The organism is Sorangium sp. So ce302, from assembly GCF_051530145.1.
Lineage (GTDB): Bacteria > Myxococcota_A > Polyangia > Polyangiales > Polyangiaceae > Sorangium > Sorangium cellulosum_B.
In genome coordinates this window covers 13,442,025-13,463,336 of sequence record NZ_CP150326.1, presented here as the reverse complement: position 1 = coordinate 13,463,336, position 21,312 = coordinate 13,442,025, and the positions used below count along the sequence as shown (strand labels likewise).

14 protein-coding genes and 1 pseudogene are annotated in these 21,312 nt (G+C 73.7%); 12 read left to right on the top strand and 3 right to left on the bottom strand.

All coding sequences use genetic code 11. The features are described 5' to 3' along the window. Window positions 1–801: 801 nt before the first annotated feature. From WME73_RS50990 to WME73_RS50945, 10 genes are all read left to right on the top strand, one after another. A complete protein-coding gene (locus tag WME73_RS50990) occupies window positions 802–1,881 on the top strand; it encodes a hypothetical protein (protein ID WP_437914351.1) in 1,080 nt (359 codons plus the stop codon). Between the two features lie 232 nt (window positions 1,882–2,113). Continuing rightward, window positions 2,114–2,710 carry a tRNA isopentenyl-2-thiomethyl-A-37 hydroxylase MiaE gene (gene miaE, locus WME73_RS50985; protein ID WP_437743510.1) on the top strand — a complete coding sequence of 199 codons (597 nt, stop codon included), beginning with the start codon at window positions 2,114–2,116 and terminating at the stop codon, window positions 2,708–2,710. Window positions 2,711–2,715: 5 nt separating this feature from the next. Continuing rightward, the gene (locus WME73_RS50980) at window positions 2,716–4,170 is read left to right on the top strand and encodes a hypothetical protein (protein WP_437914350.1); all 1,455 of its coding nucleotides are present in this window, start codon (window positions 2,716–2,718) and stop codon (window positions 4,168–4,170) included. Window positions 4,171–4,342: 172 nt separating this feature from the next. Next, window positions 4,343–4,825: an ATP synthase F0 subunit B gene (locus tag WME73_RS50975; RefSeq protein WP_231864629.1), complete on the top strand. Its 483-nt coding sequence runs from the start codon at window positions 4,343–4,345 to the stop codon at window positions 4,823–4,825. After that, window positions 4,822–5,823 (top strand): F0F1 ATP synthase subunit B family protein, encoded by a 1,002-nt coding sequence (locus WME73_RS50970; protein WP_437914349.1) that lies wholly within the window; start codon window positions 4,822–4,824, stop codon window positions 5,821–5,823. The genes WME73_RS50975 and WME73_RS50970 overlap by 4 nt, the downstream gene beginning before the upstream one ends. Beyond that, window positions 5,820–6,362 carry an ATP synthase F1 subunit delta gene (atpH, locus tag WME73_RS50965; RefSeq protein ID WP_437914348.1) on the top strand — a complete coding sequence of 181 codons (543 nt, stop codon included), beginning with the start codon at window positions 5,820–5,822 and terminating at the stop codon, window positions 6,360–6,362. The genes WME73_RS50970 and atpH overlap by 4 nt, the downstream gene beginning before the upstream one ends. A gap of 116 nt (window positions 6,363–6,478) precedes the next feature. Then, entirely contained in the window at window positions 6,479–8,371 is a 1,893-nt protein-coding gene (atpA, locus tag WME73_RS50960) for a F0F1 ATP synthase subunit alpha (protein ID WP_437914347.1), read from the top strand. A gap of 6 nt (window positions 8,372–8,377) precedes the next feature. Next, complete coding sequence (gene atpG / locus WME73_RS50955) at window positions 8,378–9,349, top strand: ATP synthase F1 subunit gamma (RefSeq protein WP_437914346.1); 972 nt, start codon at window positions 8,378–8,380, stop codon at window positions 9,347–9,349. A 191-nt stretch (window positions 9,350–9,540) separates the two neighbouring features. Further along, window positions 9,541–10,146: an L-threonylcarbamoyladenylate synthase gene (locus WME73_RS50950; protein ID WP_437548379.1), complete on the top strand. Its 606-nt coding sequence runs from the start codon at window positions 9,541–9,543 to the stop codon at window positions 10,144–10,146. Between the two features lie 118 nt (window positions 10,147–10,264). Beyond that, window positions 10,265–10,474: a hypothetical protein gene (locus WME73_RS50945; RefSeq protein WP_437914345.1), complete on the top strand. Its 210-nt coding sequence runs from the start codon at window positions 10,265–10,267 to the stop codon at window positions 10,472–10,474. On the opposite strand, the pseudogene WME73_RS50940 reads toward WME73_RS50945, so the two are convergent. Continuing rightward, window positions 10,378–11,043: pseudogene (locus WME73_RS50940) on the bottom strand (DNA methyltransferase); the annotation flags it as partial. The gene WME73_RS50945 and the pseudogene WME73_RS50940 sit on opposite strands and share 97 nt — an antisense overlap. Window positions 11,044–11,150: 107 nt before the next feature. After that, window positions 11,151–12,059 carry a penicillin-insensitive murein endopeptidase gene (locus tag WME73_RS50935; RefSeq protein WP_437743503.1) on the bottom strand — a complete coding sequence of 303 codons (909 nt, stop codon included), beginning with the start codon at window positions 12,057–12,059 and terminating at the stop codon, window positions 11,151–11,153. Between the two features lie 748 nt (window positions 12,060–12,807). On the opposite strand from WME73_RS50935, the gene WME73_RS50930 reads away from it, so the two are divergent. Then, window positions 12,808–14,385 (top strand): hypothetical protein, encoded by a 1,578-nt coding sequence (locus WME73_RS50930; RefSeq protein WP_437914344.1) that lies wholly within the window; start codon window positions 12,808–12,810, stop codon window positions 14,383–14,385. A 223-nt stretch (window positions 14,386–14,608) separates the two neighbouring features. On the opposite strand, the gene WME73_RS50925 is transcribed toward WME73_RS50930, so the two are convergent. Beyond that, window positions 14,609–15,544 carry a hypothetical protein gene (locus WME73_RS50925; RefSeq protein ID WP_437914343.1) on the bottom strand — a complete coding sequence of 312 codons (936 nt, stop codon included), beginning with the start codon at window positions 15,542–15,544 and terminating at the stop codon, window positions 14,609–14,611. On the opposite strand from WME73_RS50925, the gene WME73_RS50920 reads away from it, so the two are divergent. After that, window positions 15,525–21,044, top strand: a complete 5,520-nt coding sequence (locus tag WME73_RS50920) for a cellulose synthase (RefSeq protein WP_437914342.1) — start codon at window positions 15,525–15,527, stop codon at window positions 21,042–21,044. The genes WME73_RS50925 and WME73_RS50920 overlap by 20 nt on opposite strands. Window positions 21,045–21,312 lie beyond the last annotated feature (268 nt).

The window sequence follows — 21,312 nt, the reverse complement described above, 5'->3', positions numbered from 1 at the left end:
CGCTGCTCTGAAGTCCGCTCCACGAAAATAGGTTTCGGGGGCGACCGAAAGAACCGTCGCCCCCAACTTATCCACAGGTCTCACAGCGAGGACTCGCCTCTAACTCCTGGAGATCTCTATGTTATTCTGAATGTAATCGAAGGGCGTGTCGACTTTTCAACAGTCCGCCCACGGCCGCTTCGTCCTCGGGGAATCGTCCGCATGCTCCCGCCAACTGCGGGTGAACAGTACAGCCCTCCTGTACCAGGGCCCGGCCCGGCTGCAGCCGAGCACGCCGATCGAGGTGGGGGTACAGCCGTCGCGTCGAGGTCCATCGCATTGAAAGACAGATCGGCACAGCCGTCCCCCATACCGCCTCACAGAGCTCGGTAACCCGCAGCGCCCCTTTCGAGGCCACCCTTTGGAGGACCCGGTGCGGCACGGAACCGCCCCGAGGACGAATCGGAGGTAGCACCGGGTGAGTCCGGGCGTCTATCCCCAACTGCGAAACTTGGCTCAAGTATCCGATAGTATTGTTATAAATTCAGTCCCTGACACACTGCGAAGCCGGCTTCGCGTCGACCGAGCTCTGGCTGCCGGACACGAGGCGCCAAAACTCCCGACGCGGGGCGGTGATTTTTACGACGCGCTCACGATTGCAGAGCAAAACCCGCTCATCTCGTCGTCAAGAGCCTCGACGTGGCGGGTTTTCCAGCTTTTTGAGGAAGACGAAGTTCGTCCAGCACAGAGCGACCGAGGTTCGCCGGTTTTCAGGAGCCGAGAATTTGCCCCCGGGGTCCAGGTGTGCGGTATGGCGAGGCGATGTCGTCAGGGATCCGGTTGACAAGGGGGGCACTCCTGGCGCAGCGGCCGGAGGGGGCGTCGCGCCGGGCGGCGGCCGCCCGGCGGGCCGGGGCCCTCTCGGCGGCAGGCGCGCTCCTGATGGCGTCGGCCGCAGGGCCGGCGGCGGCCGACGAGCTGCCGCCCCAGCTCGCCTACGCCTATGGGGAGAATGAGACGCCCCGCGCCGCGGCCTTCGGGGGCGCGCTGCGCGCCCTCGGGAACGGGACGTCGGCCGTCTTCCTCAATCCGTCCGCCATGGTGGAGACCCGCGTCTATCACCTCCAGGCGCTCTTCCAGGGGAGCCCCGAGGCTGGCCGGCACGCTTACGGCGGCGTCGTCGTCGACTCGGTCACCGGCAAGCTCGCCGGGGCGCTCTCCTTCGTGGGCGGCTTCGTCGACATGGACGACGGCGGCATCAAGCGCTCCTACCTCGACGCACGCGCAGGCCTCGCCTACCCCCTCACCGAGCGCGTCTTCGTCGGGCTCACCGGCCGCTACGCCAAGATCACGCAGGACGGGACCCTGCTCGAGGGCGGCCTCGGCGACAGCTCCGTCTCGGGCGGGCTCCGCGCGTGGGAGAACGGGAAGCTCGTCGGCCGGCACTCCTTCGTCGACGGGTTCACGTTCGACGCCGCGCTCACCGTCAAGGCGACCGACAGCCTGTACATCGCGGTCGTCGGACAGAACCTCACCTATCCGGACCACGGGCTGCTCCCCACGACGGTCGGCGGCGGCATGGGGCTCGGCACCGCTGACTTCTCGATCGAGGTCGACGGGCTCGCCGACTTCAACTCTTACCGCGACACCACCTTCCGCTTCATGGCCGGCGGCGAGTACCTCGTCGCCGATCACTTCCCGCTCCGCGCCGGCTACCGCTTCGACCAGGGCGCCGACCAGCACGCGCTGTCGTTCGGCCTCGCCTATGTGGGGACCCAGTTCGCTGTCGAGGGCACCGTGCGGCGAGCCCTCACCAGCGGAGGACCCACCACCTTCGTGCTCGGGCTCGCGTACCACCTCGAGTCGAGCGGGCTGACCCGCGGGTCGTCCGACAGCTTCTAGAGCGGCGGTCACCCGCTTCGGAGACGGGCCCATCTCGACGTTTTCGGTGCTCAGCGCACTGGAGTGCGCTTCCGCGCCGAAAACGCCGATCTGGACCCGTCTCCTGTGCGGGTGACCGCCGCTCTGCGACGCTTCCAGAGCGACCTCCGACGGCCGATCGTCGCGCCCGCGCCGACCTCGAAGCCCGCCTCCCCCTTCTCGCCGCGCCGCGCCTGCTCTAGGTCGGCCCTGCGTGCTCTGCCTGACCCTACCGACCGACCCACGCTGGGCTGACGTGGCGCTCGCCGATCTGCCGGCGCTCCTGACCGATCACGCCCACTGCGAGATGAAGGCGGCGTCGAACGCCCTGTCCCTCGCCGCGCGCTGGCCGTCGCTCCCGCGCCTCGCGCGGGCGCTCGTCGACCTCGCCGAGGAGGAGCTCCGGCACTTCCGCGCGCTGCTCGACGTGATCGAGCAGCGCGGCCTCGCGCTCGGCAAGCCGGAGACCGACGTCTACGCGAGCGAGCTGCGCAAGGCGGCCTCGAGCACCTGCGCGCGCAACGCGAAGGCCGCGCTCATCGATCGGCTGCTCGTCGGCGCGATCATCGAGGCCCGCTCCTGCGAGCGCTTCAGGCTGCTCGCCGACGGGCTCGCGGCGCGCGAGCACGAGCTCGCGCCGCTGTACGAGGAGCTCTTCGCGTCGGAGGCCCGGCACTATCGGACCCTCGTCGACCTCGCCGTCGAGGTCGCCGGCGACGAGGGCGCCACCCGAGTGCGGCTGGCCGAGCTCGCGCGCGCCGAGGGCGAGATCGCCGGGCGGCTCGGGACGGCACCCGCGGTGCACGGATAGGTGACATGGAGATCGATCTGATACGCCTCGACCAGGACGTCGCCCGCGCGGAGCGCGCGTGGCGCGCGGCGCACGGCGACCTCGCCCGGCGCGGTCCGGCCCCTCCCGCCGCAGACCAGGACGGCCCGAGCGCCGCCGAGGCGAGGGCCAGGCTCGAGAACCCGCTCGATCCCTTCCGGCGCGTCAGCTCGCGGACGACCTACCTCGAGCTCACCGGCAAGACCCCGGGCCTCGGCGCGGAGCTCGGGCTCGCGAGCCCGACGTCGCCCGCCGCGCCGGATCCGACCGGCCTCGCGGCCCCCCTCGCCGACTGGGTCTACGCGCTCACGCTGGAGCGCGTCGTCTGGGCCGACCGCGTCCGGCTCGCCGCGGCCTGGCACGCGCCGCTGGTCACGATCGACCTGCCCGAGCCGGCGCGGATGTCGCCCCACGAGGCGCGGCTCAGGCTGCTCGCCGACCCGACGAGCGCCGGACGGCAGATCTTCGCCGAGGCGCTCGCCCGAGGCTCCGGCGCGGTCGCCGACGCCGCCCGCGTCCTCGCCGAGCGGAGGCACGAGGCGGCGCGGCAGCTCGCGGAGGAGGGCCTCCGCGCGATCGAGATCCCCTGCGACCCTCCCGGCGCGGCGATCGGCGCCGCGGAGGCGCTGCTGCGCCGGACCGAGTCGGTGATCGAGCTCGAGCCGACCTGGCACGCCGCGCTCGGGCGCGCCGTCGGCCGCGACGCGTCGTCGGGGTGGCCAGCGCGGCTCGGCCCGCGGTGGATCGAGGAGCTGTTCCGCGCGACGAAGCTGACCGAGGGCGTCGCGATCGATCTCGGACCGTTGCCGCGGCCGCTCGGCGCGGCGTCGTTCGCGCGCGCGCTCGCCCGCTTCGGCGCGGCGCTCGCGCGTGGTGATGGAGCGCGCGGGCCGTTCGCGCTCTCCCACGCGCCGTTCGATCTCCGGCAGGCGCGCCGCGCCGCGCTCTTCGGCGGCCTCGTCGCCGATCCCGTCTTCTGCGCCCGCGCGCTCGGGCTGGGCCGGGGCCGCGCGCTCGATCAGGCGCGCGCCACCGCGCGCAGCCTCCTCCTCTCGCTGCGCCTCGACGCCGCGACCGTGGCGCTCGTGTTCGGCGCCGGCCAGGACGGAGGCGGGCACGTGCTGCTCCGGGCCTCGCGCGATCGGAGCGACCGCTTCGAGGAGACCACCGCGCGCGCGCTCGGCGCGCCGATCCCGGGCGCGCTCGCCGGGGTCGTCCCGGCGCTCGATCCCGGCGCGGCGGTCCGGCTCGCCGGGGCGCTCCTCGCCGCGCGCGATCGGCGCGGCCTGATCGAGCGCTTCGACGAGGACTGGTTCCGCAATCCGCGCGCCGCCGAGGCCATCCGCGACGAGGACGGCGCGCGCGCGCAGGCGCCGCGCGCCACCGAGGGAGATCTCGAGGCCGGCCTCGGCGAGATGATGCGCGCGCTCGCGAGCCTGTAGCGCGGGCGCGTCGTCAGGAGACGTGATGTTAAAGAGGGGCTCGTCCGCTCTGCGAGAACCCTTCCAGCTTTGACTGACACGTGCTAGTGCCGGCTCGCGAAATCGCCCCCTCGGGGGGCGTGGGGCAGCGAGCGGCTCGCGCTGCGCCGCCCTCGTCGCCGAACAAGCACCCGTGAACCCGAACGCAATGCACCCTCTCCTCGCGTCCGGCGCCAGCGCCATCGCCGTCGACTTCGATCTGACGTTCCTGGCGCAGGTCGTCCTGTTCTCGACGTTCGTCGTCGTGCTCAAGCCGCTCCTGTTCGATCCGCTGCTCCGCGTCTTCGAAGAGCGCGAGCGGCGCACCGACGGCGCCAAGCGGGAAGCGCGCGAGATGGACGAGCGCGCCGGCGAGCTGCTCACCCGCTACGAGGCCGAGATCGAGAAGGTCCGGCGCGAGGCCGGGATCGAGCGAGAGCGGCTCCGCGCCGAGACGGCGAAGATCGAGGCGCAGATCATGGCCGAGGCCCGGGCCGAGACGGCGCGCATCCTCGAGGACAGCAAGGCGAAGATCGCGGCCGAGGTCGCCCGCATGCGCGGCGAGCTCTCCGCCGCCCAGCCCGCGCTCGCCGCGGAGATCGCCGCCAGCATGCTCGGCCGCGAGGTGCGCCAGTGAAGAAGCCGCTCCGCCGCTCCTCGCTCGCGCTCGGCCTGGCCGCGGCGCTCGCCGCCGGCACGGCGCTGGCTCAGACGCAGCCGCCGGGCTCCGAGCCGGCGCTGCCCCCCGGGCACCCGCCCATCCCGTCGCCTGCCCAGGCGCAGCCGGGCTCGCCGCAGATGCCGCAGCGCCCGCGCGACGCGCAGCCCGGCCGGCCGCTCGGGCCGGGCGGCCGCCAGCTCCCGCCGGGCCACGGGCTCCGGCCGCCGGGCATGCAGCCCGGCCGCGCGCGCCCCACGCCGCCGCCCGCGCAGCCCGAGCACGCCTCCCACGGGGAGGGGCACTGCCCCGGGCACGGCCCGACGGATCCGCCGCCGCACGTCAACTGGTGGCACGGCCTCATCGGCGTGAACAACGAGGCGGCCGCGAAGGGCGGGATCAACGCGCTGCTCTGGCGCTACCACAACGAGCAGAACCCCTGCGATCCGAAGAACGAGCCGCCGCCGTTCCTCGCGTCGGTCCTGAACTTCGGGCTGCTCGCGCTCATCGTCGTCCGCTTCGGGAGGAAGCCCATCGCGGAGGCGCTCAAGAAGCGCAAGCAGACGATCACGCAGGAGCTCGACAACGCGTCGCGCCTCAAGCAGGAGGCCGAGCAGCGGCTCGAGGAGTACGAGGACAAGCTCACGCGGCTCGAGGAGACGCTCGCCGAGCTCAAGGCCGAGCACGCGGCGCAGGCGGAGGTCGAGAAGGCCCACGTGCTCGCCGAGGCGGAGCAGCGGCGCGTCCGGATGCGGCGCGACGCCGAGTTCCGCGCCGAGCAGGAGCTCAAGGCGGCGCACACCATGCTCCTCCAGGAGGCGGTGCAGAACGCCGTCGCCGCGGCCGAGGAGCTGCTCCGGCAGCGCATCGGCCAGCAGGACCTCGACCGGGTCAACGAAGAGTACCTGAAGGCCATCCCCGCGGCCGTCTCCGCCGGCGCGCGCCGCGGAGCCCAGACCACCGGAGCAGCGACATGAGCTACGAGTCCGTCGCCCGACGCTACGGGCGCGCGATCTTCGAGATCGGCAAGGAGACCGGGACCCTCGCGGCCCTCGCCAGGGAGATCGGGGACGCCAGCGCGATGTACTCGGCGAGCGAGGAGCTCCGCCTCGTCCTCGACAACCCGCTCATCCCGGAGGCCTCGCGCGAGGAGCTGCTCCGCGAGATCGGCGGTCGCGCCGCCTTCTCGGACGTGACGAAGAACACCCTCCTCCTGCTGGCGCGGCGCCGGCGGCTCGCGGCGCTGCCCGAGATCGCGCGGCAGCTCGCGCTCCTCGTCGATCAGGACCAGAACGTCGCCCGGGCCGTGGTGACGAGCGCGGGCCCGCTGAGCGACGGCTACCTCGACCGGCTCCGGGCCGAGCTCGAGAAGGCGACCGGGAGGAAGATCTCGGTCACCCACAAGCAGGATCCCGCGCTCATCGCGGGCGTGGTGACCCAGATCGACGATCAGGTGATCGACGGCAGCCTCCGGACCCGGCTGTCGAGCTTCCGTGACAACCTGCTCCGGACCTGAGGGGACGCGAGCAAGCCCCCCTGTTTCATGTTGGGTCGTGGCCCGGCGCTCAGCGCCCCCTCGACCTTGACGACGTTGACTCCGCAGCCCAAGCGTCTCCCGACAGAGGACTCCGCATGCAGCTCCGCGCCGAAGAGATCTCCCAGATCATCAAGAAGCAAATCCAGAATATCGACAAGGCCGCTCAGGTCACCGAGACGGGCACCGTGCTCACGGTGGGCGACGGCATCGCCCGCGTGCACGGCCTGAGCCGCGCGATGGCCGGCGAGCTCGTCGAGTTCACCGGCTCGGAGGGCGGCAGCCTGATGGGGCTCGTGCTGAACCTCGAGCAGGACAACGTGGGCGCCGCCATCTTCGGCGACACGAGCTCCATCAAGGAGGGCGACGCCGTCAAGCGGACCGGGCGCATCATGGAGGTGCCCGTCGGCGAGGCGACCCTCGGGCGCGTCGTGAACGCGCTCGGCATGCCGATCGACGGCAAGGGGCCGCTCGAGACGAAGGAGCGCCGCCGCGTCGAGGTGAAGGCGCCCGGCATCATCCAGCGCCAGCCGGTCACCGAGCCGATGCAGACCGGCATCAAGGCGATCGACGCGATGATCCCGGTCGGCCGCGGCCAGCGTGAGCTCATCATCGGCGACCGGCAGACGGGCAAGACCGCCGTCGCCGTCGACGCGATCATCAACCAGAAGGGCAAGGGCGTCATCTGCGTCTACGTCGCGATCGGCCAGAAGCTGTCGACGGTGCGCCAGGTCGTGGACAAGCTCGATGCGCACGGCGCGCTGGAGTACACGATCATCGTCGCCGCGACGGCGAGCGAGACCGCGCCGCTCCAGTTCATCGCGCCGTACACCGGCGTGACGATCGGCGAGTACTTCCGTGACAGCGGGCGCCACGCGCTGTGCATCTACGACGATCTGTCGAAGCAGGCGGTCGCGTACCGCCAGCTCTCGCTCCTGCTCCGCCGCCCGCCGGGCCGCGAGGCGTACCCGGGCGACGTCTTCTACCTCCACTCCCGGCTCCTCGAGCGCGCCGCGAAGATGGCCGACATCTTCTACGTCGTCTCGAAGGGGACGAAGATCGAGGGCGGCGACGCCTCGTACCGCGGCGTCGACGGCAAGGCGCACGTCGGGGCGCACGGGATGCACTCGGCGAAGGACTCGCTCTGGAAGACGATCGACGGGGCCCTCTTCGAGAAGCTCGAGCAGGCCCGCAAGGACGAGAAGAAGGACGAGATCAAGAAGCTCGAGCAGCAGCTCTCGGACAAGGCGAAGGCGAGCGACTACGAGATCGTCCGCGATCCGAAGTCGGGCGGCTCGCTCACGGCGCTGCCGGTCATCGAGACGCAGGCGGGTGACGTGTCGGCGTACATCCCGACGAACGTCATCAGCATCACGGACGGGCAGATCTTCCTCGAGGCCGACCTCTTCTACTCCGGCGTCCGCCCGGCCATCAACGTCGGCATCTCGGTCAGCCGGGTCGGCGGCAACGCGCAGATCAAGGCGATGAAGTCGATCGCCGGCACGCTCCGCCTCGACCTCGCGCAGTACCGCGCCATGGCGGCGTTCTCCCAGTTCGCCTCGGACCTGGACGCGAAGACCCGCGCGCAGCTCGAGCGCGGCGCGCGCCTCACCGAGATCCTGAAGCAGGGCCAGTACGTGCCGCTGGCGGTCGAGAAGCAGATCCTCATCATCTACGCCGGCACGCAGGGCCTGCTCGACAGCCTGCCGGTGAGCTCGCTCTCGCGCTTCGAGGAAGAGCTCTACAAGTTCATCGAGGCGAAGCACCCCCAGATCTTCGTGGACATCCGCGAGAAGAAGGTCCTCGACGACGACCTCAAGTCCCGGATGACGAAGGCGATCGACACCTTCAAGAAGCGGTTCGCGGTGGAAGCGAGCGGCGCCTCGACCGCGGCCGACGAGGACGGTGCGGGCGACGAGGAGGAGGAGGCGCCGGCGCCGAAGGCCAAGTCGAAGAACGGGAAGAGCGCCTCGAAGGCAAAGGAAAAGTAGGCAGCCGTGCCCAGCCTCAAGTCCATTCGCAAGCGGATCTCCAGCGTCAAGTCGACGCAGAAGATCACCCGCGCCATGAAGATGGTCGCGGGCGCCAAGCTCAACAAGGCGCAGCAGCGCATCACCGAGCTGCGCCCCTACGCCGTGAAGGTGCAGGAGGTGCTCTCGGCGATCACGCGCGACGCGGCTCCCGCGGCCGAGGCGCTCGCGGCGGAGGGGATCGGGGCGGAGGGCGAGGCGAGCGCGCCCGCCGGGGGCGAGCAGGCGCTGCACCCGCTGCTCGTGACCCGCCCGGAGCGGCGCGTGCTGCTCGTGGTGCTCACGAGCGACCGCGGACTTTGCGGCGCCTTCAACACCAACATCAACAAGCGCGCCGAGCGCGAGTGGAAGAGCCGGACGGAGGCGGGCCAGGAGGTCCAGCTCGCGATCATCGGCCGCAAGGGTCGGGACTACTTCAACCGCCGCGGCGCGCCGATCCTCGAGTACCTGGCCGGGGTCTGGGACAAGCTCAACCTCGAGACGGCCCAGGCCGTCGGCGCGAAGCTCCTGGCCCCGTTCAACAAGGGCGAGATCGACGCGATCTACCTCGTCTACAACGAGTTCAAGAGCGCCATCACGCAGACGGTCGTCGTCGAGCGGCTCCTGCCGCCCGCCGGCGGTCCGGCGAAGGAGCAGGAGCAGGGGGACGAGGGCGGCCACGGCGCGCCCTCCGCGGCGTCGGAGTTCCTCTACGAGCCGGACAAGGGCGCGCTCCTGGAGCGGCTCGTGCCGATGTACGTGGACATCTCGATCCTGCGCGCGCTCTACGAGTCGATGGCGAGCGAGCTCGGCGCGAAGCTCACGGCGATGGACGCCGCGAACAAGAACGCCAAGGAAGTGATCGACAACCTGACGCTCGAGTACAACAAGGCGCGTCAGGCGGCGATCACCAAGGAGCTCATGGAGATCATCGGCGGCAGCGAGGCGCTCAAGGAGTAGCCAGCAGCGCTGCACGCCGGGATCTTCGATCTCCGCCTCAAGCCGCTCGCGCGTGCGACCGGCTTGCGTCTCGGGGCTTCGCCCCGCCTCTCTTCACCCGCAGCGCCCGCACCCGGCTGCCCGGCGCTGGTCGTATATCCAGGCAGCCAGCACTGGCGGAACCGACCGGGCGGCCCCATGGTTGCGTTCCCGTGCTCCAGCCCATCAACCCCGATCACCCGGAACCCCGCAAGATCGCGCGAGCGATCGATCTCATTCAGAAGGGGGAGGTCATCGGCTACCCGACCGATACCGTGTACGGGTTCGGGTGCGACCTGATGAACAAGGCGGCTATCGAGCGGGTGTATCAGATCAAGGGGATGCGCCAGAACAAGAACCTGGCGTTCATCTGCCCGGATCTGAGCGACATCGCGCGCTATGCGATCGTCGAGAACCAGGCGTACCGCATCCTGAAGCGCTACCTGCCCGGGCCGTACACCTTCATCCTCCCCGCGACGCGCGAGGTGCCGAAGTACGTGCACCTCAAGCAGAAGACGGTCGGCATCCGCGTGCCGAATCACCCGGTCGCGCTCGCGCTGGTCCGCGCGCTCGGGCGGCCGCTCATCAGCACGACCGCGGCGCCTCCCGGGGAGGATCCGATCATCGATCCGGGGGAGATCGACGACCGGTTTCCGGGGCTCGCGCTCGTCCTCGACGCTGGGACCGGCGGGTCGGTACCGACGACCGTGATCGACCTGAGCCAGGGCGAGGTGCAGATCGTCCGCGAGGGCGCGGGGCCGATCGACGAGCTCGTCTGAGCCGGGGTGAGAGGAGGAGAGGGGCATCCGAGCTGCCCAGCCCGGGGACAGGGAGCTCGCCAGGGTCCAGTCAGGGCGCTCCGGCTCGCTCTCCGCGGCTGGAACGGACTCGTACGCCGTGTACACGATCCCCTCGCGGTCGAGCCGCTCCCGCGCCGTCGCGAACGCGAGCGGGCTCCGGTCGCCGCCGACGAAGCGGCGGCCGAGGCGCGCGGCCGCGACGAGCGTGGTGCCGCTGCCGCACATGAGATCGGCGACGGTCGCGCCGGGCGCGGAGGACGCGCGGACGATGCGCTCCAGCAGCCGCTCCGGCTTCTGCGTGGGGTAGCCGGTGGCCTCGCGGCGCAGCGGGGTGTTGGCGACCATCCCGGGAATGTCGCTCCACACGCTCCCGAGCCGGCGGCCCTCGTCGGCGTAGTACCGGTACGCCTTGCCGCCGAGGATCCGCTCGCGGTACAGGCGGCCGTCCTCGTCGCGGTGCTTGAAATGCATCGCCAGGCTGGTCTCGGCGTACGGCTCGCGGAGCGTCGGATCCGCGGCGTTGTAGACCACCTGGCCGCGCTCGCTCGCGGCGCGCGCGTAAAGGAGGATCGTCTGGTGCGTGACGGAGAAGCCGCGCGCGCCCCGGCCGCCGTTACCGGGCGCCCAGATGATCTCGCCGAGGAAGGCGCCGCGGCCGAACAGCCGATCACACGCGACCTTCGCGTCGTGGACCGCGCGGTGATCGAGGTGCAGGTACAGCGTCGCGCCCTCGGTCATGCGATCGCGGATGGCCGCGAGACGCGGCGCGAGCATCGCCACGAGCGCGTCGGCGCTCGAGCGATCGTCGTACGCGTCGGGCCCGCTCTCCGGCCTGCGCCGGCCGCGCGCCTGGCCGCGCGCCGCCCGCGCGGTCATCGTCGTCCCGACGCCGAAGGGAGGATCGAGGTAGACGAGATCGAACCGCACGTCCGCGGGGAGCGCCGCGCAGACGTCGGCCGCGTCGCCGTGCGCCAGGAGGTGGCTCACAGCGCGCTGTCGGGAGCCGCCACGCGAGAGCCCGCGGCGGCGCTTCCAGGCAGGAGGTCGTCGAGCAACGCAGCGGCGAGGTCGCCGTCCGACGGCGCGATGAGCTGCGGCACCGCCGGGAGCCACGGCCACTGCGGGCCGCCGCCGAGGCAGCCGGAGAGGGTTTCGTCCGGCGTACACGCGACGCGGAGGTGGATGTGATCGGCGTGCGCCGTGCTGTCGCCCGGCTGGAGCAGCACGCTCTCGGCATACCAGATGAGCTCCGGGTCCTCGCCGAGCGCGCGCGCGTACTCGATGAGCAGCGCCTCGAGCCAGCGGGCCAGGAAGAGCCACTGGACGTGCGCGTCGGGCGAGCGGACGAGCGACTTCACGAGCAGCCACTCCCGCTCGACGTCGAAGCGGACGTACTGCGGCGGGCCGGCGCGCGGCGACGCGGGCTCCTCGGCGCCATCGCTGATCCGCCCGAGCCCGTCCGGCCCGAAGGCGACGAAGCCCGGCGATCGCACAGGGCGGCCGTCCGGGGTCAGCGAGTAAAGCAAGAGGTCGGCGTCGCGCCCGGTGCGGTGGGACCGGTGCCCCCGCGTCGCGCCGCCGTAGCGCGCGGAGAGGTCGCCTACGACGAGCGGCTCGCCGCCCGGCCGCGCCAGCGCCACCTCCGCCGCGGCGCGCTGGACCGCGGCGACCAGGCGCGCCGTCCCCCACCGGATGCCGTTGCTGCGAAGCAGCCGGTAGCCCGGGCCCTGCCTCGGGAGCTCGACGGCGTCGGTGATGACGCCGTGGTGCGGGACGCCGATCGAGCCGCGGAGCGCAGGGGCGAGCGGCGTGGGCGAGGAGCCGACGCAGGCCGCGCAGCAGAGCGCGACGAGCCCGAGGAGGAAGGTGGCGAGGAGAGGACGGCTGGGCATCACGACGAAAGAGAGGAGGGCCGCGGCGCCAGGCACCGGACGGACGAAGCTGACAGCCGCTCGTTAGCCTCGCCGGCGGCGGAGGGGAAGTTCTCGGCTCACCCGGTGCCCGGAGCGCGGCGCGCGCCGCGAACGTGGGTCCAGCCGGCAATGCAGATGAGCTCGCCTGCGCGCGTGCGCTCCCCATGGTTGTTCAGGTCGTTGATGATCCATGGAGGGGCCGTGTCGGGAGGCCCGTCGTGGACAAGATCGGCCTGGTTCAAGCGCACACCGGGATCGGGAACAAGATGGCTGTTTCGGTGATCGCTCGTCCTCCTGGCGGAGGTGATATCGCAGGGTCCTGCGTCCCGAAATGGTCGCTCGATGGCTTATATCGAGCATCGATGGATATCCGCACGACTCAGCGCGTGCGGACCGGCGTCGCGCCACGCAGAGGCGGCCAAACTGCCACATCGATCTGGCGCCGCGACAAGGCCCCTGGAAAGGGCGCCACCGGACACGCGTGAGAGGGGACAGGCCGCGGGGATGCGTTCCGGCACGTCCAGCGCGCAGGGCACCGTTCGACGCGGGCACCTCCATCGTCCCACGGTGCCGCCACGCAACATGCCTGTGCGCGCGCGCCCCAGCGATTCCACCCGACGAGGTCGCGTCCCATCGCGAGCTCGCGCGCAGCGGCCGCGCTCGCGGCGCTGCGGGGCTTACGCTCCCCCTGCCCTCGCGGAGCGATCAGCGCTAACACCCACGCCCCATGGATCCCGAGCAGCGCGCCACCCAGCGGAGCACCAGCCAGGGGAGCACGGGCGCAGATCGACAGCCGCCGCCAGCGGACGAGCCCGAGGGCGTCGCCTGGAAGGGCGCGCTGGCCGTCGCCCTCGTCGTCGGCGGCCTCGTGGTGTGGCGCGCCTGCTCCACACCGGGAGGCGCCACGAGCGACGCGCCCGCGCCGCCCAGCGCGAACCCCGCGGCGTCCGCGCCGAGCGACGCCGACGATGCCGGCGCGGCGCCGCAGCCGACGCCCCCGCGCTGCACGCCGGCGAGCCCGCCGCCGTTCGTCATCGGCGACGCACCGCCGGCCGCGCGCGGGGCCGAGGAAGGCGCGGGGGGCGGCGACGCGGACAGCGCGGACAGCGTTGAAGACATCGCGCCGTTCGCCGTCGAGGTCGGCCGCGGGACGACGTTCTCCGGCGGGTTCGCCGTGGGCGCCCAGCGAGAAGCCGAGGGCGGGACCGTCGCGATGGTGGCCACGCTCTCGGCCGACGGCGCCCAGGGGAAGCTCGTCCGCCTCGCGCGATCGCGCGGGGACATGGATCCTCCGGTCGTCGCGGGCGCCGGGGGCGCGATCCTCGCCGCGATGCTCGAGCCGAACGCAGGCGGGCGCGCGATCAAGGTCGCCAGGGTCGAGGGGGACCACGTGACGTGGGGGGCCGAGCTCGCCGAGGGGCGCGACGAGTCGCTCGCGCTCGACATCGCCGCGTCCGGCGAGCGCGCGGTCATCGTCTGGGACGACGTGACCCGCGACGGCAAGCGATCGCGGATCATGCTCGCCTCCGCCGACGTGGGCACGCTGCGCTCCGTGACGTCGGCCCGCCCGGTCTCCCAGCCGAGCACCGACGCCGAGATGCCGCGCGTGCTCGGCCGGCCGGGCGGCTACTGGCTCGCGTACATCGCGCGCGCCGAGGAGCCGGCGCGAAAGGCCGCGACGAAGAAGGACGACGGCGACGAGGACACCGCCGCGGCAGGCGAGACGATCACCCACCAGTGGATCGAGGTGGTCCCCCTCGACGAGGCGGGCGCGCTCACCGCGACGCCCCGCGCGGTCACCCCCAAGAACGGACACGTGCTGGCGTACGACCTGACGCTCGGCGACGACGACGGGCTCATCCTCGCCTTCCGGGACGACGACACCCCGAGCGGCTCGATCGGAGGGCGCATCAGCGCCGTGCTGGTGCGGCTCGGCGGCGCCGGCGAGCCGCACGTGCTCGTCGGCGGCGATCGCGAGCAGGACGCCCCGCCCGAGGCCACGCTGGGCCTGGGCGCCGGGGTGCCGGCGCTCCTCCCCGGCGCTCGAGGCCCGGGCGGGCAGGACCCGGCGAAGGCCGCGGGCGCAGCGGCATGGCTCGCGATCGCGAACGCGTCCGGCCCGACGCAGCTCGCGGCGCTCACCGCGAGAGGCGAGCTCGAAGGCGGGCTGCAAGCCGAGCCGGCCCTCGGGCGCGGCGAGCCGATCGCCGCCTCCGCGGAGGCGCTGCTCGTGGCGCACCCTGCCGGAAAAGCGATGAAGCTCGCCTTGCTGCGCTGCGCATCGACAGCACCGTTCAACAAGTAGGTCGCCCCTGTATCGGAAAGGGCGCGACGCCAGCGAGCAGGCGCATCGACTGTAGATCGAGGGCGCGTGGATGTGTAGCATCCGCGGCGGTGGCCCACGGGGACGATCCGCAACACGAAGCGTCGCGCCGGCCTGGTTTGCCGAGCCTGTCCGGATCGCCGGACGAAGGTGGCTGGGAAGCCAACGCCGACAACGCTCAAATGACGCGCGCGAGCGCGCAACCTCAGCCCGGCGCGAAGACGCTGCTCGTCGGCACGAGCACGTCGATGCCCGGCGCGCCGTCGAGCGCGAGCGCGCCGACAGGCGGCGAACCGCTGCCGGCGGCCGCGAGCGCGCCGACAGACGGCGAGCCGCTGCCGGCGGCCGCGAGCGCGCCGACAGGCGACGAGCCGCTGCCGGCGACCGCGAGCGCGCCGACAGGCGACGAGCCGCTGCCGGCGACCGCGAGCCCGCTGCCGCCGCCGAACCCGCCGCCGCTGCCGAGCGCGCCGCTGGCATCGAGCCCGCCGCCGCTGCCGAGCGCGCCGCCGCCAGGGCCGAACAAGACGCCGGCCCCGAGCGTACCGCCGCCCGTGCCGAGCAGGCCACCGCCGCTGATCCGCCGCAAAGACGGCAGCGTCGCGAGCGGGCCGCCGCCGGCGCCGCCGTCGCTGGCGCCGCCGTCGAGGCCACCGCCGCCGATGCCTCCAGGAGGCGCGTCCAACAAGACGACGGCGGCGCCCTCTGGATCCAGCCCGGCCCGCCCTCCGGCGCGCGGCCCAGGCCAGCGCCCGCCGAGCCCGAACCGCGCCGCAACGCAGCCCGCCCCAGGCTCCGCCGCGAGCGCGGGGAAGCCGGCGCCTGGCTCCCAGCCGGGCGGCGCGGCCCAGGCGATCGCCGCCTTCGACGCAAGCACGACGCCGATGCCCATCTCGGTCGAGCCGACCGCGACGCCGCTGCCCATCTCGGTCGAGCCGACCGCGACGCCGCTGCCCATCTCGGTCGAGCCGAGCTCGTCGCCGACGCCCATCTCGGTCGACTCGCTCGAACCGGCGCCCGCGCAGAGCGCCACGCCGGCGCCCGCGCAGAGCTCCGCGCCAACCGCGACGCGCACGCCGATGCCAGGCGGCGCGCACGCACCGAGCGCCACGCGCACGCCGATGCCGGGCGGCGCGCCCACGCCGGGCGCCCCACGCGCGCCGCTGCCGGGCGGCGCGCCCACGCCGAGCGCCACGCGCACGCCGATACCGGGCGTCACGCCGAACGCCGCGCATGCGCCGGGCGCCACGCCTGCACCGAGCACGGCCGCGCCCGCGCAGAGCGCCGCGCATGCGGCGACCGTCCTGCACGCGCCGAACGCCGCGCATGCGGCGACCGTCCTGCATGCGCCGAACGCCGCGCCCGCGCCGAGCGCCGCGCACGCGCCCGCCCAGCCACCTCCGGCGCCCCGCTCGCAGCCGAACGCGCCCGAGGCGCCCGCGCAGAGCCCGCAGCTCGCCGCTCCGGACCTCGCCACCGAGCTCCAGCAGCGCGCCGAGCGGCTCAAGGGCAGCGATCCGGTCGGCGCGGCGCGCGCCCTCGTCGAGCTCGGCATCCATGAAGAGCGGGTGCTCAAGAACCCCGCCGCCGCGCGCCGCTCGTACGAGCGCGCTCGACAGCTGTCCCGCACGCTCGAGCCGGCGCTCTCGCGGGTCCACCGCGTGCTCGACGCGCGCACCGAGCTCGCCCTCGCGCTCGAGGTCGTCGAGGACAAGCTCCGCGTCGCCGAGACCGACGCGCTCCGGGCCGACCTCCTCGCCGAGCGGGCGCGCCTGCTCCAGGCGCTCGGGCGGACGCCCGAGAGCTGCGAGGCCTTCACCGAGGCGCTGCGGCTCGTCCCGCTCCACGCCGCGTCGCTGCGCGGGCTCGAGATCGCCCTCCGGCGCGAGAGCGCCCGCGGCGCCGAGCAGGCGGCCAAGGACCTCGCCGCGCACCTCGACCGGCTCTCCGCCGCCTACGCCCCAGGGCGCGGGCGGCCGGACGGCGACGGCCAGCTCACCGCCTGGGTCCACGTCGAGCGCGCCGCCGTGCTCGATCGGAAGCTCTACAAGCCGGAGCTCGCCCTCGCGTCCCTCGAGGGCGCGATCGCGTTCGATCCAGGGCCTGGGCCCGTGCGGGAGGCGCTCCGCCGCCACCTCGTGCACCACGACGGCATCGTCGGCCTCGTCAGCGCGCTCTCCCTGGAGGCCGATCACGAGAGCGACGACGACCGCGCGGCGCGGCTGCTCTACACGGCGGCGCGGCTGCTCATCGACAAGATCCGCTCCCCGGCGGACGCGGTGCCCCTCCTCCGGCGCGCGTCGACGCGGGCCCCGGCCGGCTCGCCGACCGCGCGGCGCGTGGTCGGCGAGCTGATCCGCCTGCTCGAGGCGAACGGCATGCTCGAGCTCGCCGCCAACGTGCGCCAGAAGGAGCTCGCGCTCCTCACCGACAGAGAGGCGATCATCCACGAGCACGTCCGCCTCGCGGAGATCTACGACACCCTCGGGGACGCAGAGCAGGCCGCGCTCCACGCGACGCGCGCGCTCGACCTCGATCCCGAGGACAGCTCGACGCGGGAGCGGCTCGACCGCGCCCTCCAGCGCCTCGGCCACCACGCCGAGCGCGTGGAGGTGTGGACCGCCGTCGCCAACGCCGACCGGCCCGCGCCCGTCCGGGTCGCGGCGCTCCTCCGCGCCGCGGACATCTCCGAGCGCCACCTGAAGCGGCGCGACGAGGCGCTCGCCATCCTGCGCGCCGCGTGGGCGATCGAGCCGGGCAACAGCTCGGTCTTCGACGCGCTCTCCGCCCTGCTCACGCCGGACGCCCTGGCCGTCGAGGAAGATCCGCGCGGCGTGCAGGCGCGGCTCGACCTGTACACGCAGGCCGCGAGCGCGACGGAGGACCCCACGCGCAAGATCGGGCTGCTCGAGAAGCTCGTCTCCATCTGGGAGGACGAGCTCGCCCAGCCCGCCCGCGCCGTGGAGGAGATCGAGAAGATCCTCGCGATCGACCCGGAGCGGCGCGCCGCGATCCTCGCGCTCCAGCGCAACGCCGCGCGCGCGGGCGACGCGCAGCGGCTCGCGCGCGCGCTCTGCGCCGAGGCCGAGCTCACGAGCAGCCCGCGCGAGCAGCGCAGGCTCCTCCTGCGCGCCGCCGACGTCACCGAGCTCCGGCTCGGCGATCGCGACCGGGCCTCGTCGCTGGTCGATCGCGCGCTCGCGATCGATCCGGCCGACCCCGACGCGCTGCGCGCGCGCGTCCGCCTCGACGAGCGCGCCGGCCGGTACGAGGAGGCGCGGCGCGCGCTGCTCAAGCTCATCCAGCGCGACCCCGCGGGAGACGCGGCGTTCAGCCTCTGGATCGAGGTCGCGGGGCTCGACGAGCGGCGCCTCAAGCGGCCGCACAGCGCGGTGGAGTCGTACCGCGAGGCGGCGCGGAAGAAGCCCGCTCACCCGCTGCCCCGGATCGAGATCGCGCGGCTCCTCCGCGAGACCGGCAACTACGAGAAGCTCGTCGAGGTGCTCAGCTCGCTCGCCGACGAGGCGCAGCGGCCCGACGACCACGCGCGGCTGCTCTTCCAGGCGGCCGAGGTGCAGGAGCTCGCCCTCGGGCGCGATCAGGACGCCCTCCGCCTCCTCGCCCGCGCCGACGCGGCGCTCGCCTCGGGCCAGCACGATCCGGCGATCCTCGACGCGATGGAGCGCATCTACGTCCGCGCCGGCGGCGCAGGCGTCGGCGTCGGCCTCGGCGCGCCCGTCGCGCAGCGGCCCGCGACCGGCGCCCGCGCGTCCAGCCTGCCGGGGATGTCCGCCTCCATGATCGCGAGCGAGCTCGCGGGGCTGTACGCGCGCTGGCTCGAGCGCAAGCCGCCGGCGCTCGTCGATCACGCGCTCCGGATCTCCCTTGCGCTGGTCCTCGCGGACAGCAGCCCGCGCCAGGCCGTCGAGATCCTGGAGGGGCTCGTCGGGGTGGTGCCGAACCACGTCCCGGCGCTCCGCATGCTGGAGCAGCTCTACCGGCACCTCGAGGCGCCGACGTCGCTCGCGACCGTCCTGCGCGCGGAGGCCGACGTGTTCACCTCCGCCACCGCGCGCGGCGGCGCCCTCTGGGAGATCGCGTCGCTCGAGGAGCAGCTCGGGCCGGGCGCCGCGCTCGAGGCGCTCGCGCGCATCGTGAAGGAGGCGCCCGACGACGCGGCCGCCCACATGGCGATCCTCCGCATCGCCGCCAAGGCGAGCCCCGCGGATCCGATCGCGCCGCGGGCGCAGGCCCTCTTCGCCAGCGCCATCCGCGACAGCCGGGAGCTGACGCCCGATCCCATCGCGCGCGCCCTCTACAGCGTCGAGGAGGCGCTCCTCGCGGAGGCGCAGGCCGACGCGGACCCCGCCGCCGCCCGCGCGGCGCTCGCCGGCTTCCGCAACGCCCTCGGGCTGTGGCCGGAGAGCGTCATCGCGGCGCGCGGGCTCGATCGGCTCGCGCAGCGCCTCGGCGACCGCGCGAGCGTGATCGCGGCCCAGCTGGCGCTCGCCGACCTCGTCCTCGGAGCGCCCGCGCGCGCCATGCACCTCGTGCGCGCGGCGGAGCTCACCGCCGAGGACGCGTCCCCCGAGGGCCGCGCGCGCGCGCTCGAGCTGTACGAGAGCGCGCTCCGCGCGGATCCGGGCTGCGTGGCCGCGGCGCGCGCGCTCGCCCGGGAGCTCGCGGGCGATCCCCAGCGGCTCACCGACCGGCTCGGCGAGGCGCTCGGCAAGGCCGCGAGCCGCGAGGCGATCTCGCTGCTCGGCACGGAGATCGCCCGGTCGGTGCTGCAGCACCACGGGCGCCCGGGCGCGATAGACGCCGGCGTGGGCATCGCGGCCGTCCGGCGGGTCATCGAGACGCTCCCGAACGACGCGGCCGCGCTGCTCCTGCTCGCGCGGCTGCTCACCGCGCAGCGCGTCTGGCTCGAGGCGCGCGACGCCCTGAAGCGCGCCGTGGCCGCGGCGACGGACGCCGAGACCAAGATCGCGGCGCAGTTCCTGATGGCCGACCTGTACGAGGGGCCGCTCGCGAACCCGGCGCTCGCCCAGGACGCGCTCCAGGCGGTCCTGTCGCTCGACGCGCAGAACCGTCCCGCGCTCGAGCGGCTGCACAAGCTCGGCGTCACGCGCGGCGACCACGCGCTCGCGCTGCGCGCGCTGGGGCGCCTGGTCGAGCTGTCGCCCGACCCGGGCTCCCGCGTCGAGGCCGCCCTGCGCCTCGCGGACGCCTACCGCGACGCCGGCGACACGGCCGGCATGGTCCGCACGCTGTGCGACGCGATCGTGAGCGCGCCCGGCGGCGACACGCGCGGGTGGGTGGCGCTCGCCCGCCTGTACCGCGTCGACACGAGCGAGGGCGCCGCGGCCTACGCCAAGGCGCTCGCGCAGCTGCTCGAGGTCGCCGAGTCGCGCCGCATCCCGGCCGATCCGCGCTGGCTGACCACGCTCGGCCTGCTCGAGTCGACCCTGCTCGTGCGGCCTCGCGACGGGCTCGCGCGCCTCCAGCAGGCCGTCGCGCTCCCGGGCGCGCCGCCCGAGTCGCGCACCGCGCTCGGCCGCGGGCTCGAGGCCGCGGGGCGCAACGCGGAGGCGGTCCAGGTGCTGCGGGACGTCCTGACGCCCGATCCGGAGGTCTTCACGCGGCTCCCGGACCTCGGCCCGGCGCTCGCCGCGCTCGAGGCCGCGCTCGCCAAGGACGGGCGCGCGGAGGAGCGGATCACCGTGGAGGAGGTCCGCGCCTGCCTCGGCGAGGTGTCGCTGGACCGCATGGCCCGGCTCAGGGGCCGGCGCGTCCCGTCGGAGGCGCCGTACGCCGGGGCCTTCGCGGGCCCCGAGATGGGCCGGCTGCTCCTCCCGGAGGCCCGGAGCCCGTGGATCGACGTGGCGCTGGCGATCGCGCCGATCGCCGCGAAGGCGATCCGCTTCGAGCTGAGCAACTTCGGCATCAGCTCGCGCGAGCGGATCAGCCCGCGCGACAACCACCCGACGCGGCAGCTCGCCGAGCGGGTGGGCCGCGCGCTCGGCATCGAGGCGTTCGAGCTCTACCTCGTCCCCTCGTGGCAGGGAGCCGCCCGCGTCTTCCCGGGTGATCCCCCTGCCCTCGTCGCGCCGACGTCGTTCATGGAGCTCCCGGAGCTCGAGCAGACGTTCGCGCTCGCCCGCCTCTTCGCGCGCGTCGCGGTCGGCTTCACGTTCCTCGACGAGATCCCGGCCGAGGCGACCGACGGCCTGCTGCTGGCGTCGATCCGCACGATCGATCCCGGCTTCGGGTCAGGCGCCATCTCGCCCCCGCGCGAGCACGCCACGCAGCAGATGCTCCCCGGCGTGCAGCGGGCGATCGGGCGCCGCCAGCGCAAGATGCTCGAGGAGCTCGCGTCGACCGTCGCCGTGTCGTACGACGCGCGCGCCTTCGTCCTCGGCCTGCGCCGGAGCGAGCACCGCATCGGCTACCTGCTCTGCGGCGACGCGCTCGCCGCGATCGACTACCTCCGCCGGTACGATCGCGACATGGCCCGCTCGACCGAGGAGCCCCGCCTGCTCCTTCAACATCCGGTGTCGAACGAGCTCCTGCGCTACGCTCTCTCGGCCGAGGCCTACGTCGAGCGCCGGCGCGCCGGCTCCATCTGGCCCGCCGTTTGAGCGGCACGCGCCCGCTGCGGATACGGGCCCACCTCGACGTTTTCGGTGCTCGGCGTACGGGAGTACGCCTGCGCGCCGAAAACGCCGATCTGGGCCCGTCTCCTGTGCGGGCGCGCGCCGCTCGGCGGGGCGCGATCCGGGGCGGATGAGCTCGGCGGGGCGCGGTCCGGGGCGGATGAGCTCGGTGGCGACGATGCTTCACTGAGGATGAGCTCGGTGGGGGCGCGCCACGATGGATGAACGAGCGGTGGTGACGCGGCTTGGCATG